Annotated in this window: 14 protein-coding genes; 13 read left to right on the top strand and 1 reads right to left on the bottom strand. The window is 71.3% G+C overall.

Features of this window, described 5'->3' with window-relative positions; translation table 11 throughout:
• Nucleotides 1-32 precede the first annotated feature (32 nt).
• From ASE68_RS08655 to ASE68_RS08610, 10 genes are all read left to right on the top strand, one after another.
• On the top strand, nucleotides 33-908 hold the full coding sequence (locus tag ASE68_RS08655) for a hypothetical protein (RefSeq protein ID WP_055857452.1): 876 nt from the start codon (nucleotides 33-35) through the stop codon (nucleotides 906-908).
• 156 nt (nucleotides 909-1,064) lie between these two features.
• Nucleotides 1,065-3,614 carry an aminopeptidase N gene (gene pepN, locus ASE68_RS08650; protein WP_055857450.1) on the top strand — a complete coding sequence of 850 codons (2,550 nt, stop codon included), beginning with the start codon at nucleotides 1,065-1,067 and terminating at the stop codon, nucleotides 3,612-3,614.
• Nucleotides 3,615-3,722: 108 nt separating this feature from the next.
• On the top strand, nucleotides 3,723-4,634 hold the full coding sequence (locus ASE68_RS08645) for an ABC transporter ATP-binding protein (protein WP_055857446.1): 912 nt from the start codon (nucleotides 3,723-3,725) through the stop codon (nucleotides 4,632-4,634).
• Nucleotides 4,631-5,485 carry an ABC transporter permease subunit gene (locus tag ASE68_RS08640; RefSeq protein ID WP_055857444.1) on the top strand — a complete coding sequence of 285 codons (855 nt, stop codon included), beginning with the start codon at nucleotides 4,631-4,633 and terminating at the stop codon, nucleotides 5,483-5,485. The genes ASE68_RS08645 and ASE68_RS08640 overlap by 4 nt, the downstream gene beginning before the upstream one ends.
• A 10-nt stretch (nucleotides 5,486-5,495) precedes the next feature.
• On the top strand, nucleotides 5,496-6,794 hold the full coding sequence (locus ASE68_RS08635; protein WP_082462133.1) for a sensor histidine kinase: 1,299 nt from the start codon (nucleotides 5,496-5,498) through the stop codon (nucleotides 6,792-6,794).
• Nucleotides 6,791-7,474, top strand: coding sequence for a response regulator transcription factor (locus tag ASE68_RS08630; protein WP_055857442.1), 684 nt, complete (start codon nucleotides 6,791-6,793; stop codon nucleotides 7,472-7,474). The genes ASE68_RS08635 and ASE68_RS08630 overlap by 4 nt, the downstream gene beginning before the upstream one ends.
• A gap of 48 nt (nucleotides 7,475-7,522) precedes the next feature.
• Nucleotides 7,523-10,093, top strand: a complete 2,571-nt coding sequence (gene pepN, locus ASE68_RS08625) for an aminopeptidase N (protein ID WP_055857440.1) — start codon at nucleotides 7,523-7,525, stop codon at nucleotides 10,091-10,093.
• A gap of 87 nt (nucleotides 10,094-10,180) precedes the next feature.
• Nucleotides 10,181-11,263: a mechanosensitive ion channel family protein gene (locus ASE68_RS08620; RefSeq protein ID WP_082462132.1), complete on the top strand. Its 1,083-nt coding sequence runs from the start codon at nucleotides 10,181-10,183 to the stop codon at nucleotides 11,261-11,263.
• Nucleotides 11,264-11,328: 65 nt separating this feature from the next.
• Nucleotides 11,329-11,736, top strand: a complete 408-nt coding sequence (locus ASE68_RS08615) for a globin (RefSeq protein WP_055861026.1) — start codon at nucleotides 11,329-11,331, stop codon at nucleotides 11,734-11,736.
• A gap of 51 nt (nucleotides 11,737-11,787) precedes the next feature.
• The gene (locus tag ASE68_RS08610; RefSeq protein ID WP_055857437.1) at nucleotides 11,788-13,455 is read left to right on the top strand and encodes an FAD-binding dehydrogenase; all 1,668 of its coding nucleotides are present in this window, start codon (nucleotides 11,788-11,790) and stop codon (nucleotides 13,453-13,455) included.
• A 112-nt stretch (nucleotides 13,456-13,567) separates the two neighbouring features.
• On the opposite strand, the gene ASE68_RS08605 is transcribed toward ASE68_RS08610, so the two are convergent.
• Entirely contained in the window at nucleotides 13,568-14,248 is a 681-nt protein-coding gene (locus tag ASE68_RS08605; RefSeq protein ID WP_055857434.1) for a hypothetical protein, read from the bottom strand.
• 92 nt (nucleotides 14,249-14,340) lie between these two features.
• On the opposite strand from ASE68_RS08605, the gene ASE68_RS08600 reads away from it, so the two are divergent.
• From ASE68_RS08600 to ASE68_RS08590, 3 genes are all read left to right on the top strand, one after another.
• Nucleotides 14,341-15,213 carry an acyl-CoA thioesterase II gene (locus ASE68_RS08600; protein WP_055857431.1) on the top strand — a complete coding sequence of 291 codons (873 nt, stop codon included), beginning with the start codon at nucleotides 14,341-14,343 and terminating at the stop codon, nucleotides 15,211-15,213.
• Between the two features lie 143 nt (nucleotides 15,214-15,356).
• Nucleotides 15,357-15,854 carry a Rieske (2Fe-2S) protein gene (locus ASE68_RS08595; protein ID WP_055857427.1) on the top strand — a complete coding sequence of 166 codons (498 nt, stop codon included), beginning with the start codon at nucleotides 15,357-15,359 and terminating at the stop codon, nucleotides 15,852-15,854.
• Nucleotide 15,855: 1 nt separating this feature from the next.
• On the top strand, nucleotides 15,856-16,428 hold the full coding sequence (locus ASE68_RS08590; RefSeq protein WP_055857425.1) for a hypothetical protein: 573 nt from the start codon (nucleotides 15,856-15,858) through the stop codon (nucleotides 16,426-16,428).
• Nucleotides 16,429-16,503 lie beyond the last annotated feature (75 nt).

Below are 16,503 nucleotides of genomic sequence, written 5' to 3'. Positions count from 1 at the left end.
CTCACGGGCATCGGCGAGGGAGGCGAGGCGCCATGCTGCTCATGGTCGCGTGCGGCGCACTGCTCGCCATCGGCGTCGTGCTCGCCGTGCGCTGGTCGGGCGAGCGGCTGCGACCGCCGCAACGGCCCGTCGCACTCGCGGCACGGCCCGCCGCGACATCCGACCGTGGCCGATGGATGCCGCGGCACGCCGCCGGCCTGAGGCTCTACCTCTGGTGGGCGACCGTGTTCACGGGCATCGGCACGCTCTCGGGCCTGCTGATCACGGGCGCCGGCGGACGCCTCGTCATGCGCCTGCTCGCCGCGACCACGCCGGAGGCCGCAGGTCGCAGCACCGAGGCGCAGGCGATCGTCGGCGAGATCTCGCCGCAGGGAACCCTGGCGTACCTGGTCTTCGGCGCACTGCCCTTCGCCTTCGCGTCGGCGGCGCTGTACCTGCTCGTCGCGCCGTGGCTGCCGCGCGGCCGGTGGGGCGGGCCGGTGTTCGGACTGCTCATCCTCGTCGTCGTCTCGCCGTTCGTCGACCCCCTGCGGCAGGCCAACGTCGACTTCGACGTCGTCGGACCGGGCTGGCTCTCGGTGCTGGCGTTCGCAGCACTCTCGATCCTGCAGGGCGCGTTCCTCGCGGCGGTCGCGGGACGCCTCTCGCGGAGCCTCCAGCTCATCTCGCGGGAGCGGTGGGCCGAGCCGCTCGCCCCGTTGCTCGCCGCGGTCGTGCTGCTCCCGATCGGCGTGGTGCTCGCCGCGGGCGCCGTCATCGCGTTCCTCGCGCCGAGGGTGCTCCCGTGGTTCCTCGACCTCCGCGCCTCGCGACGCGGCGTGCTCGTCGGACGCGTGCTCCTGGGGCTCGGCGTGCTCGCGGCGCTGCCGGCCTTCGTGAGCGCGGTGTTCTCGATCGTGCAGCGCTGACCCCGACCCGAGCGCACGACGCCGCGGCGCGGCATCCGCTCGCTCGGAGCCCTTCGACGAACCCGAATCGGCCGTGCCGGGCATCTGGCGCGACGGCTAGGCTGGATCGCGTTGCCCGCGGCCACGAGCCGCGCAGATATCCGCGAAGGAGCCCACGTGCCTGGAGAGAACCTCACCCGATCCGAAGCCGAGGAGCGCGCGGCGCTCGTCACCGTGCACGACTACGACGTCGTGCTCGACGTGACCACCGGCCCCGAGGTCTTCAAGACGACGACCACGGTGCGGTTCGACGCCACCGAAGGCGCCTCGACCTTCATCGACGCCATCACCGCGGCCGTGCACCGCGTCAGCCTCAACGGCGTCGAGCTCGACCCCTCCGAGGTCAGCGACGGCGTGCGCATCCAGCTGCCGAACCTCGCCGCGCAGAACGAGCTCGTCGTCGAGGCCGACGGCCGCTACATGAACACGGGCGAGGGCCTGCACCGCTTCGTCGACCCCGTCGACGGCGAGGTGTACCTCTACACCCAGTTCGAGGTGCCCGACTCGCGGCGCATGTTCGCCGTGTTCGAGCAGCCCGACCTGAAGGCGGCGTTCCGGTTCACGGTCACCGCGCCCGCGCACTGGGAGGTCGTGTCGAACTCGGCCACGCCCGAGCCCGTCGACGCGCACGAGGGTGCGAAGACGTGGGCGTTCGAGCCCACCCAGCGCATCTCGAGCTACATCACCGCCCTCATCGCCGGCCCCTACGCGGTCGTGCGCGACGAGCTCACGAGCTCCGACGGCCGCGTCATCCCGCTCGGCGTGTTCAGCCGCAAGAGCCTGTCGCAGTACCTCGACGCCGACTACGTCTTCGAGAAGACGAAGCAGGGCTTCGAGTACTTCGAGGCGAAGTTCGACATCGCCTACCCGTTCCCGAAGTACGACCAGCTCTTCGTGCCCGAGTACAACGCGGGCGCGATGGAGAACGCGGGTGCCGTCACCTTCACCGAGGCGTACGTGTTCCGCTCGAAGGTCACCGACGCCATCCGCGAGCGTCGCGTCGTCACGATCCTGCACGAGCTCGCCCACATGTGGTTCGGCGACCTCGTGACCATGAAGTGGTGGAACGACCTGTGGCTGAACGAGTCGTTCGCCGAGTGGGCGTCGACCATCGCCACCGCAGAGGCCACCGAGTGGACCGAGGCCTGGACCACGTTCAACTCCATGGAGAAGAGCTGGGCCTACCGCCAGGACCAGCTGCCCTCGACCCACCCGATCGTGGCGACCATCAACGACCTCGAAGACGTGCTCGTCAACTTCGACGGCATCACGTACGCCAAGGGCGGCTCGGTGCTGAAGCAGCTCGTCGCCTGGGTCGGCATCGACGCCTTCTTCGCGGGCGTCTCGGCGTACTTCAAGAAGCACCAGTGGGGCAACACGACCCTCGCCGACCTGCTCGTCGAGCTCGAGGCAGCCAGCGGGCGAGACCTCTCCGAGTGGTCGAAGCTGTGGCTCGAGACCTCGGGCGTCAACACGCTGCGCCCCGAGATCGAGACCGATGCCGAGGGCCGGATCACGGCGTTCACGGTGCTGCAGTCGGCGCCAGCCGACTACCCCACGATCCGCCCGCACCGCCTCGCGATCGGCTTCTACAACCTCGTCGACGGCAAGCTCGTGCGCGACCACCGCGTCGAACTCGACGTCGACGGCGAGCGCACCGAGGTCGCCGAGCTCGTCGGCCTCTCGCGCCCCGCGCTCGTGCTGCTGAACGACGACGACCTCGCCTACGCGAAGATCCGCCTCGACGACGCCTCGCACGGCGTCGCACTCGCCAACCTCAGCGAGATCGAGGACCCGCTGGCCCGCGCCCTCGTCTGGAGCTCGGTGTGGGACGCCACGCGCGACGGCGAGACGCGCGCGAGCGACTACCTCGCCCTCGTGCTCGGCAACATCGCGAGCGAGACCGAGTCGACCACCCTGCGCATCGTGCTCGCCAACGCGGCGCTCGCCGCAGGCGCGTACACGGCGCCCGACCGGCAGGACGACGCCCTCCGCGCCGTCGCCGACGGCTTCTGGCGCCTCGCACAGGAGGCGACGGCCGGCAGCGACGCGCAGTTCCAGTTCACGACGAACTTCGCCGGCATCGCCGAGCACGGCTCCCACGTCGACGAGCTCGCGGCACTCTTCTCGGGCGACCTGCAGCTCGACGGCCTCGAGATCGACGCCGACCTCGGATGGCGCCTGCTCATCGCGCTCGTCGCCGCGGGCCGCGCCGGCGACGCCGAGATCGACGCGCGACTCGCCGACGACAACACGGCCACCGGCCAGCAGTCGGCCGCCCACGCACGAGCGGCGATCCAGACCGTCGACGGCAAGGAGCGCGCCTGGTCGTCGCTCGTCGACGTCGACACCGCGACGAACACGATCGTGCGCGAGTCGGCCGCCGGGTTCGTGCGCACCACCGATCCGGCCCTGCTCGAGTCGTTCGTCGAGCGGTACTTCGCGATGCTCGAGCCCGTCTGGGAGTCCCGCAGCTATGCGATCGCCGAGAAGCTCGTCGACGGCCTGTACCCCTCGCCGCTCGCGAACCGGGGGCTCGCCGACGCGAGCCGTGCGTGGCTCGACGCGCACCCCGACGTGCCGGCCCTGCGCCGCCTCGTCATCGAGCGCCTCGCCGGCGTCGACCGCGCCCTCGTGGCGCAGGAGCGCGACGCGCAGCAGGCCTGACAGCCGATCCGGGGCGGGGCGACGTGGTACCGCGGTACCACCTCGCCCCGCCCCGGACCATTCGCGAGGCGGATGTGCGGCCCTCCGCCGATCCGTAACGTTGCAGGCATGATCACGGCAGAAGGGCTCGTCAAGCGCTACGGCGCGAAGACCGCCGTCAACGACATCAGTTTCACCGTCCGGCCAGGACAGGTCACCGGATTCCTCGGACCCAACGGCGCCGGCAAGTCCACCACGATGCGCATGATCGTCGGGCTCGACCGACCGAGTGCCGGCAGCGTGAGCGTCAACGGCAAGCCGTACGCGGCGCATCGAGCCCCGCTCCACGAGGTGGGCGCACTGCTCGACGCGAAGGCCGTGCACACCGGCCGCAGCGCCTACAACCACCTGCTCGCGATGGCGGCCACGCACGGCATCGGCGCGAGCCGGGTGCGCGAGGTCATCGAGCTCACCGGCCTCGAGTCCGTCGCCCGCAAGCGCGTCGGCGGATTCTCGCTCGGCATGGGCCAGCGACTCGGCATCGCCGCTGCGATGCTCGGAGACCCGGCGACGCTCATCCTCGACGAACCGGTCAACGGCCTCGACCCCGAGGGCGTGCTGTGGGTGCGCCAGTTCGTGCGCCACCTCGCATCCGAGGGCCGCACGATCTTCCTCTCCTCGCACCTCATGAGCGAGATGGCGCTCACGGCCGACCACCTCATCGTGCTCGGACGCGGCGAGATCATCGCCGACGCACCGGTCGCCGACATCATCGCCGGCGGCACGCGAGCGCGGGTGCTCGTGCGCTCACCGCACGCCTCGCAGCTCGCCGAGCTGCTCGCCGCCCCCGAGATCGCAGTGATCCGCTCGGAGGCGGGCGTGCTCGAGGTGACCGGCCTCCCGGCATCCGGCATCGGCGACCTCGCCGCACAGCACGGACTCGCCATCCACGAACTCACCCCGCTCAGCGCGTCGCTCGAGGAGGCCTACATGGCCCTGACCTCCGACGCCGTCGAATACCGTACGGAGGCCGTCCGATGACCGCCATCACCGCACAGCAGGCGCACCCCTCGCAGCGCACCCGCCCCACCTCGCTGACCTTCGCCGGCGTGCTCCGCTCCGAGTGGATCAAGCTCCGCAGCCTCCGCTCGACCACGTGGTCGTACCTCATCGTGATCGCGATCTCCCTCGGCATGGCGCTCATCATGTCGCTGAGCATGGTCGGCGGCATGGGCGGCGGGCTCGACGTCGGCGCGGCACCGGCCGACCAGCAGGCGCAGCTCGTGCTGCAGGCCTCGGTGTTCGGCGTCTACTTCGGCCAGCTCGTCGCCGGCGTGCTCGGCGTGCTCGTGATCAGCGGCGAGTACACCACGGGCATGATCCGCTCGACGCTCACGGCCGTGCCCAAGCGGCTCCCGGCGCTCGCGGCCAAGGCCGTCGTGCTGTTCGTCGCGACGTTCGTGGTCGGCCTCGTCGCCAACCTGCTGGCCTTCGCGGTCTCGTCGGCGGTGTTCGCCGGCAGCGACGTCTCCGCGAGCCTGACCGACCCGGCCGTGTTCCTGCCGCTGCTCGGCGGCGCGCTCTACCTCGCGCTCGTGTCGGTCTTCGCGCTCGGCGTGGGCACGATGCTCCGCAGCAGTGCCGGCGGCATCGCGGCAGTGCTCGGGCTCATCCTGCTGCTGCCGACGGTGCTCGCGATGATCCCCGCCGAGTGGGCCCAGGACCTGGTTCCGTACCTGCTCTCGAGCGCCGGCATGAACATGTTCACGTCGACGACCGCGGGCCCGTCCGGCGACGCCCTCGGCGTGTGGCTGAACCTGCTGATCGTGCTCGGCTGGGTCGCGGCATCCGTCGTCGGCGCCGCCGCGCTGCTGAAGCGACGGGACGCGTAGAGTCCCGTACATGTCGGACGCATCCTTCTCCCCCGGCTACCCGGCTTCGGTGGTCGGGGGAGAACTGCGTCTGCCCAAGCCGCCCGGGGTGGTGCGCCAGTTCTGGGCGCGGCATCCGTGGCTCACCGACTCGCTGATCGCGGCCCTCTACGTCGTGCCGACGTTCATCGGCTCGCTCGTGCTCGGGTTCGGCCCGACGCCGCCGCCGCTCTGGATCACGATCGCGCAGCTCGTCGCCATCGCCGTCGCCGGCGCCGCGATCCTGCTCTTCCGCCGGCGCCGCCCCTGGCTGCTCCTGGTGGTCTCGTGGAGCGTCTGCCTCGTGGTGTACCCGTTCGGGTCGACCGATGTGTTTCCGATGCTGCTCGGGCTCTACGCGCTGGCCGTCTACGGCTCCACCCGTTCCGCGTGGATCGGGTTCGGCGGTTCGGTCGTCGTGGCGACGGCATCGTCGTACATCGCGGTCTGGGCGCACGCCGACGACACCGTCGCGCCGTTCGGCGCCGACGCACCGGCATCCGCGACGCAGTTCACGGTGCTGCTGCTGATCGCGACGCTCATCGGCGTGACCGTCGGCAACCGACGTCGCTATCTGAACGCCCTGATCGCGAGGGCACACGACCTCGCCCGCGAACGCGACCAGCAGGCGCGCCTCGCGACGGCGGTCGAACGCTCGAGGATCGCCCGCGAGATGCACGACATCGTCTCCCACGGCCTCACGGTCATGGTGACCCTGGCCGACGGCTCCTCGGCGATCGCCGGCCGCGATCCCGATCGGGCCGCCGAGGCGATGCGGCTCGTCGCCGAGACCGGTCGATCCGCCCTCGCCGACATGCGGCGCATGCTCGGGGTGCTCTCCGAGCCCGCCGTGACCTCCGAAGAACTGGCGCCGCAGCCGGGTGCTGCCGCGATCCCGGCGCTCGTCGAGCGCTTCCGTTCGGCCGGCCTCCCGGTGCAGCTGACCACCGCGGGTCCGCCGATCGAGGACCCCAACCTGCAGCTCACGGTCTACCGGATCGTGCAGGAGGGCCTCACGAACGCGCTCCGGCACGCCGCGACGGCGCATGCGGTGGAGGTCCGTGTCGCGCACGTCGATGCCGTGGTGCACGTCGACGTCGTCGACGACGCGACCGCCGCCTCGAACCCCGAGGTCGCGAGCGGCGGTCACGGCCTCGTCGGCATGCGCGAACGCGTGGCGCTGTACGGGGGCACGCTCGAGGCCGGTCCCCGCTCCATCCGCGGCTGGCGGCTGCACGCCGAGCTCAGCTCCCGCGACGAGGGCGCCGAACCCGAGGAGGAGCGCCCATGAGCACCGCCGGCCGGCCCATCCGAGTCGCCATCGCCGACGACCAGGCGCTCGTGCGCACCGGCCTCCGCATGGTGCTCGAGGCCGAACCCGACCTCGTCGTCGTCGGCGAGGCGAACGACGGAGGCAGCGCGATCGACCTGGTCGCCGCCCTCGACGTCGACGTCATGCTCATGGACGTGCGGATGCCGGGGGTCGACGGCATCGCGGCGACCGAGGCGATCGTGGCGGGCGGCCGACCCACCCGGGTGCTCGTGCTGACCACGTTCGACCTCGACGAGTACGCCTTCGCGGCGATCCGCGCCGGCGCGAGCGGATTCCTGCTGAAGGACTCGCGCCCGGTCGAGCTGGCGGGTGCGATCCGAACGGTGCACGCGGGCGAGGCCGCGCTCGCACCCCGGGTCACGCGCCGCATGATCGAGCTGTTCGGCGCCGAGCTGCCCCGCCCGGCGGCCGCCGAGGCGCCCGGGCTGTCGTCGCTGACCGCCCGCGAGCACGAGATCCTCATCGCCATCGCAGAGGGCCGGAGCAACACCGAGATCGCGGCCGACTTCGTGCTCTCGGAGTCGACCGTGAAGACGCACGTCGGACGCGTGCTCCTCAAGCTCGACGCCCGCGACCGCGTGCAGCTGGTGATCTACGCGTACGAGCACGGCCTGCTCCCCCGTGCCGGCTCGGCCTGACTCAGTAGGCTGGGCTGGCCCGTCAACGACCACTCGGAGGCCACGCCCATGCCCGCTGCCGATCTCACCCGTATCGAAGCCGAGGAGCGCGCGGCGATCATCGCCGACGTCTCGTACGAGGTCGAGCTCGACCTCACCGGCGACGAGACGTTCGCGTCGACGACGGTCGTGCGGTTCGCCGCGGTGCCGGGCTCCGCGACGTTCATCGAGGCGACGACGCGCGAGGTGCACGCGATCACGTTGAACGGGCGCACGATCGACCCGGCCGCGGCATCCGATGGCGGGCGCATCAGGCTCGACGGGCTCGCAGCCGCGAACGAGCTCCGTGTCGTGAGCACGTGCGCGTACACGAACACGGGCGAGGGCCTGCACCGCTTCGTCGACCCCGTCGACGACGCCGTCTACCTCTACACCGAGTTCGCCGTCGCCGAGGCGAACCGGGTCTACGCGGTGTTCGACCAGCCCGACCTGAAGGCCGCGGTGCGGTTCACGATCACGGCACCGTCGCACTGGGTCGTGCTGAGCAACGCGCCGACGCCCGCGCCCGTCGCATCGTCGTCGACGACGGATGCCGCGGTCTGGGCGTTCGAGACCGGCCCGGTGATCTCCAGCTACATCGTCGCGATCGTCGCCGGCGCCTACGCCCACTGGCACGGCAGCGCGACGAGCGCCGACGGCCGCGACATCCCGCTCGGGGTCTTCACCCGGGCATCGCTCGCGCAGCATGCCGAGCCCGACGTGATGTTCGACACCGTCCAGGCGGGCCTCGCGTTCTACGAGCGGGCGTTCGGCGTGCCGTACCCGTTCGGCAAGTACGACCAGATCTTCGTGCCCGAGTACAACTGGGGCGCCATGGAGAACGTCGGCGCCGTCACGTTCAACGAGAACTACCTGTTCCGGTCGCGGGTCTCCGACGCACGACGCGAGCAGCGCGCCATCGTCATCCTGCACGAGCTCTCGCACATGTGGTTCGGCGACTCGGTCACCATGCGCTGGTGGAACGACCTGTGGCTGAACGAGTCGTTCGCCACGTGGGCCTCGACGCTCGCGACCTCGCAGGTCACCGAGTTCACGGGCGTCTGGGCGACCTTCGCGAGCGACGAGAAGACGTACGCCGCCGAGCAGGATCAGCTGCCGTCGACGCATCCGATCGTCGCCCCCATCGAATCGCTCGCCGATGTCGAGGTCAACTTCGACGCGATCACCTACGACAAGGGCGCCTCAGTGCTGAAGCAGCTCGTCGCCTGGGTCGGGCTCGAGGCGTTCCAGCAGGGCGTCGGCGCGTACCTGCGTGCCAACGCCGACGGCAACGCGACACTCCGCGACCTGCTCGACGAGCTCGAGCGCGCGAGCGGCCGCGACCTCACCCGCTGGTCCGAGCTCTGGCTCGAGACCGCGGGCGTCAACACGCTCCGCCCGGTGCTCGAGACCGACGAATCCGGCACGATCACCTCGGCCGTCATCGAGCAGACGGCGGCCGACGCGCACCCGACCCTTCGTCCGCATCGGGTGGCACTGGGCTGCTACTCGGGCGACCCCTCCACCCCGCTCGTGCGCAGCCACCGCTTCGAGATCGACGTCGACGGCGTGTCGACTCCAGTGCCCGAGCTCGTGGGACTCCCCCGCCCCGACTTGCTGCTCGTGAACGACGACGACCTCACCTACGCGAAGGTGCGGCTCGACGATGCGTCGTTCGCGACGGCCGTCGATCGCCTGAGCGACGTCGGCGACCCGGTCGCCCGCGCCGTGATCCTCGGATCCGCGTGGGACGCCGTGCGCGACGCCGAGTTCGCGGCGACCGACTTCGTGCGGCTCGTGCTCGGCAGCGTCGGCCACGAGAGCCAGTCCTCGGCGCGCGGCCTCGCCCTCACCCGCCTCGAGACGGCGCTCTCGCGCTACCTCGCCGACGAGCACCGCGAACGCGTCGCGTCGGAGGCCGGCGATGCCGTGTGGGCCCTCGCCGAACTCGCCGAGCCCGCGTCCGACGCCCAGCTGCAGTTCGTGAAGGCGTTCACGCAGCTCGCGAGTTCCGCGGCTCATGCCGACGTGCTCGGCAGCCTGCTCGACGGCTCCATCAAGCTCGACGGCCTCGACGTCGACCTCGACCTGCGCTGGGAGATCGTGATCTCGCGCGCGGCGCTCGTCGCGGCATCCGACGACGTGATCGACGACGAGATCGCCGCGGCGCTCGCCCTCGACGACACGGCCAAGGGGCGGCGACTCGCAGAGACGGCTCGCGCGGCACGACCCGACCAGGCGGTGAAGGATGCCGCGTGGCAACGGGTGGCCACCGACGCCGCGATCTCGAACGACCTCGCACGGGCGCTCGCCGACGGCTGGCGTCGCACCTCGTCGCCGGCCCTGCTCGGCTCGACGCTGACGCAGTACTTCGCGATCCTGCAGGCCGTCTGGGCCGGGCGCAGCTTCACGATGGCCTCGCTCATCGTGAAGCGGCTGTTCCCGGCGCCGCTCGTCACCGACGAGGTCGCGGATGCCGCGCGCAGCTGGCTCGCCGCGAATCCCACGCCCGCTCCGCTGCACCGGCTCGTCTCCGAGCAGCTCGACGAACTGGAGCGTGCGCTGCGGGCGCGCGGCCGCGACGCGGACGCGCTCGGCTGACTCCCAAACGGGTCTCAGTAGACTCGCTTCGATGTTGGATCCGACGCCGACCCCTACCCGAACCGACCCGCGAGCGGAGGCGACCGCATGACCGATGTCTGGACGACCTTCATCGAGTGGTGGAACGTCACCTGGCCTGACTTCCTCGGGAACGTGATCGAGGTCGTGGTGATCGTCTCCATCGCCCTCCTCGTGCGATGGGTGCTGCTCAGCGTGATCGACCGGGTCGTCGACCAGATCGTCACCGGGGTCAAGCGCAAGCAGGACGTCACCGACACTCAGGCGCTGCAGGCCTCGCCGCTCGCCGCCGTCCGCGTGGTGCAGCGCACCCGCACGCTGGGTTCCGTCTTCCGCAACGTCATCAACGTCACGCTCTTCATCATCACGACACTGCTCGTGGTGAACGCCATCAGTGCCGACGTCCTCGGCTCGTTCGCCCTGCTGTCGGCCGCGATCGGCGCCGGACTCGGTTTCGGCGCGCAGAACATCGTGAAGGACGTGCTCAACGGTCTCTTCATGGTCGTCGAGGACCAGCTGGGCGTCGGCGACGTCGTCGACCTCGGGCCCGCGACCGGCATCGTCGAGGAGGTGCAGATCCGCATCACGAAGGTGCGCGACGTCAACGGCACGCTGTGGTTCGTGCGCAATGGCGAGATCCTGCGCGTCGGCAACATGTCGCAGGGCTGGGCGCGCGTCATCGTCGACCTCGCGGTGCCCTACGACGCCGACATCGACGCCGTCGAGGCGCAACTGCTGAACACCGCGAGCGAGATGGCGCACGGGAGCAAGTGGCGATCGCGCGTACTGGAGCGTCCCGAGGTCTGGGGTCTCGAATCGATCTCCGACGACGCCATGGTGATCCGCGTCGTCATGAAGGTCCGCACCTCGTCGAAGGACGACATCGCGCGTGAACTCCGCATGCGGCTCAAGCACGCGGTCGACGAGATGGGTGTGAAGATGCCGAGCCTCAACTCGGTGGTGCTTGCGGGCTTCGACGGCGCGACCCGGGTGAAGGGTGCGAAGCCGCCGAAGACCGCCCCGAGTGCGGTCCTCACCAACGAGGCCGTGAAGGCATCCACGGCCAAGGCCAAGAAGGCCCAGCGCGCCAAGGCCGCACCGAAGCCGCCGAGCACCCCCACCGACCCGCCGACCCCCGGAGCGACCCCGTGACCGACGAACGATACGAGCCACCGGCATCCGTCCCCCTCTCCACCGTGCCGCCGGCCTCCGTCCCCCTGCGGGGCAGCGAGCACGGCTCTGCGCTCGGCGCCTCGTTCTACGAGACGGTGGGCGGGCGCCCGACGTTCGAACGCCTCGTGCACGAGTTCTACCGGGGCGTCGCCGACGACCCCGTGCTGCGCCCGATGTACCCCGAGGAGGACCTCGGCCCGGCCGAGGAGCGCCTCCTGCTGTTCCTCGAGCAGTACTGGGGCGGGCCCGGCACGTACAGCGAGCAGCGCGGTCACCCCAGGCTGCGCATGCGGCACGCAGGGTTCAAGGTGAACCCCGATGCGCGCGACCGCTGGCTGGCGCACATGCGCACCGCCGTCGATGCGCTCGAGCTTCCGCCACTCGCCGAGGAGACTCTGTGGGATTATCTTCAGCGTGCGGCGTTCGCGATGGTGAACACGTTCGAGGAGTGACCCGGCCCTCGGCGACCCGAGCCGCACGTGAGTGAGACGAAGGAGTCCCCTGTGCCCGCATCCCCCACCGCGCGCCCCGAACCCGCCGCGATCGTCGTCGGAGCGGGCCTGTCCGGCCTCGTGGCCGCCGCCGAGCTCGTCGATGCGGGCAAACGCGTGCTCATCGTCGACCAGGAGCCCGAGGCCAGCCTCGGGGGGCAGGCGCACTGGTCCTTCGGCGGCCTGTTCCTCATCGACTCGCCCGAGCAGCGTCGCATGGGCGTCAGGGACTCGCTCGACCTCGCCCGACAGGACTGGGACGGCACGGCCGGCTTCGACCGCGACGAAGACGAGTGGGGCCGCAAGTGGGCCGACGCGTATCTCGACTTCGCCGCCGGCGAGAAGCGCGCCTGGCTGCACCAGAAGGGCGTCCGGTTCTTCCCGATCGTCGGATGGGCCGAGCGCGGCGGTTACAACGCCATCGGCCACGGCAACTCGGTGCCGCGCTTCCACATCACGTGGGGCACCGGCCCCGGCGTGCTCGCGCCGTTCATCGCACGGGTGAAGGCCGGCGAGGCGGCCGGGCTCGTCGAGTTCAAGCATCGGCACCGCGTCGACGAGCTCATCGTCGAGGGCGGTGCGGTCGTCGGCGTGCGCGGTGCGATCCTGGCTCCGGATGCCGCGGGGCGAGGCGAGTCGAGCAACCGCGACGTCGTCGGCGAGTTCGACCTCCGAGCGCCGGCCGTGATCGTCGCCTCGGGCGGCATCGGCGGCAACCACGACCTCGTGCGCCAGGCGTGGCCCGAGCGCCTCGGCACCCCGCCCGAGCACATGCTCTCGGGAGTTCCCGCCCACGTCGACGGCCGCATGCTCGGCATCTCCGAGCAGGCCGGCGCGCGCCTCGTCAACGGCGACCGCATGTGGCACTACACCGAGGGCATCACGAACTGGGATCCGATCTGGCCCATGCACGGCATCCGCATCCTGCCCGGCCCGTCGTCGCTCTGGTTCGACGCGTCGGGCAAGCGGATGCCGGTGCCGCTGTTCCCCGGATTCGATACCCTCGGCACGCTCGAGCACATCCAGACGACCGGGCACGAGCACACCTGGTTCGTGCTGACGCAGAAGATCATCGAGAAGGAGTTCGCGCTCTCCGGCAGCGAGCAGAATCCCGATCTCACCGGCAAGGACTTCAAGCTGCTGGCCGAGCGGCTCGGCTCGGGGGCGACCGGCCCGGTCGAGGCGTTCAAGGAGCACGGCGCGGACTTCGTCGTGGCCGACACGCTCGACGAGCTGCTCGAGGGCATGCGCGCGCTCTCCCCCGAGGTCGAGCTCGACACCGCGAACGTCGAGCGCGAGATCGTCGCGCGCGACCGCGAGGTCGACAACGAGTTCTCGAAGGACCTGCAGCTGACCGCCGTGCGCGGGGCGCGCAAGTACCGCGGTGACAAGCTCATCCGCGTGGCGACGCCGCACCGCATCCTCGACCCGAAGGCCGGACCGCTGATCGCGGTGAAGCTGCACATCCTGACGCGCAAGAGCCTCGGCGGCATCCAGACGAACCTCGACGCGCAGGCGCTCGACGCCGAGGGCACGCCCGTGCCCGGGCTCTACGCGGTCGGCGAGGCGGCGGGCTTCGGCGGTGGCGGCGTGCACGGCTACCGGGCCCTCGAGGGCACGTTCCTCGGCGGATGCCTCTTCACGGGTCGCACGGCCGGGCGCGCGGTCGCTCGGGGCTGACCTCGCACCCGCCGGCGGCCGGCTCGCGCGCATGCGCGGGCCGGCCGCCGGCGATCGGGTCGTGCCGGCTGCCGTTGCGCGAACGACGACCGCTGCGGCGGTGCGGCTGCGGCTAGGCCTTGAGCGTCCAGGGCTTGCGGCGCACGAGCACGTGTCCGCGTCGCGAGCTGAGCCGGGTCCACGGGCCGGTCTCGAACAGGCGCACCTCGTCTTCGCCGAGGAACCCCAGGCTGAACGCCGCGAAGGCCGCCCCCGTCGGAATGTACTCGACGCCCTCGACGCCGCGACCCCACACCTCGGAGCGCACCCGCTGCACGAGCTGCTCGCCCGTGCCGGCCGGGATCGCCGCGGCGACCTCGTCGATGCCGGCGCGCGCCGCCGATTCGAGCGTCGCGGCATCCGTCTCGCCGAGGGCGCGCCAACCGCCGCGGGGCGGGGAGATGCCCGCCCACGTGACCGTGTTGACCTCGGGCGGGCGCGACATCGTGACCGGTCGCGACTCGTCGTCCTCGCCGAGATCGCCGCGCGCGCGCACGATGCGGTCCACGAGCGAGCGCATCGGCACGACCGAGTCGAAGTCTTCGGTGTCGACGAGCGAGAACGTGCGGAGGCCGAGGACCGTCGGGCTCTCGTCGAGGATGCCGCGGGGATACAGGATCGCCGTGTACACCGCGAGGATGCCGGAGCCGGCGATGAGTCGTACCGACCCGTCTTCGACCCGGCCCGCGCGTTGCAGGTAGGTGTGCAGGTCGCCGAGCGAGAGGCTGTCGGCAAGCGTGAATTGAGAGACCATCTGCTGTCTAAACTACCAATTGCGCGCCCGCCTGCGGTTCGAATGCACCCGTCGGATGTCGCGGCCCGCGTTCGAGCGACATCGGAGACATCATGAACGGACCCATCGACGGCCTGCTGAGCACCCTTCGACTCACGAACACGGGTGCTCGCACCACCGAGGACATCTTCACCGGACCGTCGCAGTGGATGCCGCTCGGCCGCGTCTTCGGCGGGCAGGTGCTCGCGCAGTCGCTCATCGCGGCCATGCACACCGTCGGCGAGGCGCGCGTGCTGCACTCGATGCACGGGTACTTCCTGCGCCCAGGCGACGTCGACCACCCGATCACGTTCTCGGTCGATCGCCTGCACGACGGCCGGTCATTCTCGACGCGCCGCACGCACGCCTACCAGAAGGGCGAGCCGATCCTCTCGCTCATCGCGTCGTTCCAGACCGAAGACGAGGGCGTCGAGCACCAGGTCGACATGCCGACCGATCTGCCCGACCCCGAGTCGCTGCCCTCGACGGCCGACCTCATCGGCCACCTCGACCACGCCATGGCGCAGTTCTGGGCCTCGGAGCGCGCCTTCGACGTGCGGCACATCCCGTCGCCGATCTACCTCAGCGTCGAGGGTGAGAAGGTGCCGCGCCAGGCCGTGTGGATGCGCGCGGTCGGCCGCCTGCCCGACGACCCGAAGCAGCATCGCGCGGCCCTCGCGTACGCCAGCGACTACTCGATCCTCGAGCCCGTGCTGCGCGCCCACGGGGTGCCGTGGGCGACCCCCGGCCTCCGGGTCGCGAGCCTCGACCACGCGATGTGGTGGCACCGCGACGCCCGGGTCGACGAGTGGCTGCTCTACGTGCAGGAGTCCCCGTCGGCGCAGGGCGGGCGCGGCCTCGCGATCGGCCGCATCTACACGCGCGAGGGCGTGCTCGTGGCCAGCGTCGCGCAAGAGGGCATGGTGCGGGCGCCAGGCGCGCACTGAGCCCGCGCGCGATCACCGCTCGCCGTCGCCCCCGCCGCGGATCCCCCGATCCCCTGCGTGGCGCCCCTCGCATACGACGCCGTTCCGTTCCACAATGGCTGGAGCGCGATGCTCGCGCGACGTGGAGCGAACGAGGAGACCTCATGGCGGATGTCACGCAACCTGCCCGACGCACGATCCTCACCCTCGGAGCGACCGGCGCCTTCGGCGGCGCGCTCGTGCTCGCGGGCTGCGCTCCCTCCTCGCCGCAGTCGCCGTCGACGACGCCGGCCGCACCGGAGTCGAGTGCACCCGAGGTCACGAACGAGCCGCCCGCCGAGTCGACCGGACCCGATGAGCCCGCCACCGGAGACGACGTCGCCGCCCTCGCCGACGTCCCGGTCGGCGGCAGCATCGACGCCACGATCGACGGCGGACCCGCGCTCGTGGCCCAGCCGACCGCAGGTCAGGTCGTCGCCTTCAGCGCGATCTGCACGCATCAGGGATGCGTCGTGGCCGCCGCCGGCGCGGAGTTCCACTGCCCGTGCCATGGCTCCCGCTTCGACGCGGCGACCGGCGAGGTGCTGAATGGACCCGCCATCGACCCGCTGAGCCCGATCGAGGTGGCGGTCTCGGGCGACCGCATCGTCGCGGCCTCCTGACATGGGCGACGTCGACTACGTCTTCCAGGGGCTGCCGCTGCACGTGCTGCTCGTGCATGCCGTGGTCATCGCGGTCCCGCTGGTCGCCGTCCTGCTCGTGGTGCTCGCCGCCTGGCCGGCGGCGCGGCGGGTGCTGTGGATCCCGGCGCTCGTCGCGGCCGCACTGCTGGTGCCGCTCGGCCTCGTGACGGTCGAGGCCGGTGAATGGCTCGAGGAGCGCGTGCCCGCGGCTCCCCTGATCCAGGCGCACACCTCCATCGGAGAGACCATCGTGCCGTGGCTGTGGGCGGTGCTCGGCGTCGCCGTGCTCGTCGCCGCCTGGCAGGTCGTCACCCTCGTCGCCCGACGTCGTTCCGCGTCTGCGGATGCAGCCGCGTCACCCCCCGCAGCGGGCGCTCCCATCGGCGCCTCGGTGGGCGTGAGTCGCACCGCGAACGTCATCGTCTCGATCGTGCTGACGTTCGTCGCGATCGGCGTCGCCGTCGGTGCGATCTGGACGGTCGTGTTGATCGGCGAGTCCGGCAGCCGCGCCGTGTGGGAGGGCTCGTTCAGCGAGACCCCGCTCGAGGACTGACCCGGCTCGCCGGCTCGCCCTGCCGACGGGTCGGAGCGTCGACCCGAACGGCGGGGTTCGCCGCCCTCGGCGCGC

Source organism: Agromyces sp. Leaf222, assembly GCF_001421565.1.
Lineage (GTDB): Bacteria > Actinomycetota > Actinomycetes > Actinomycetales > Microbacteriaceae > Agromyces.
Note: the sequence above shows the minus strand (reverse complement) of the source record. Positions and strands in the feature narration are given on the sequence as shown.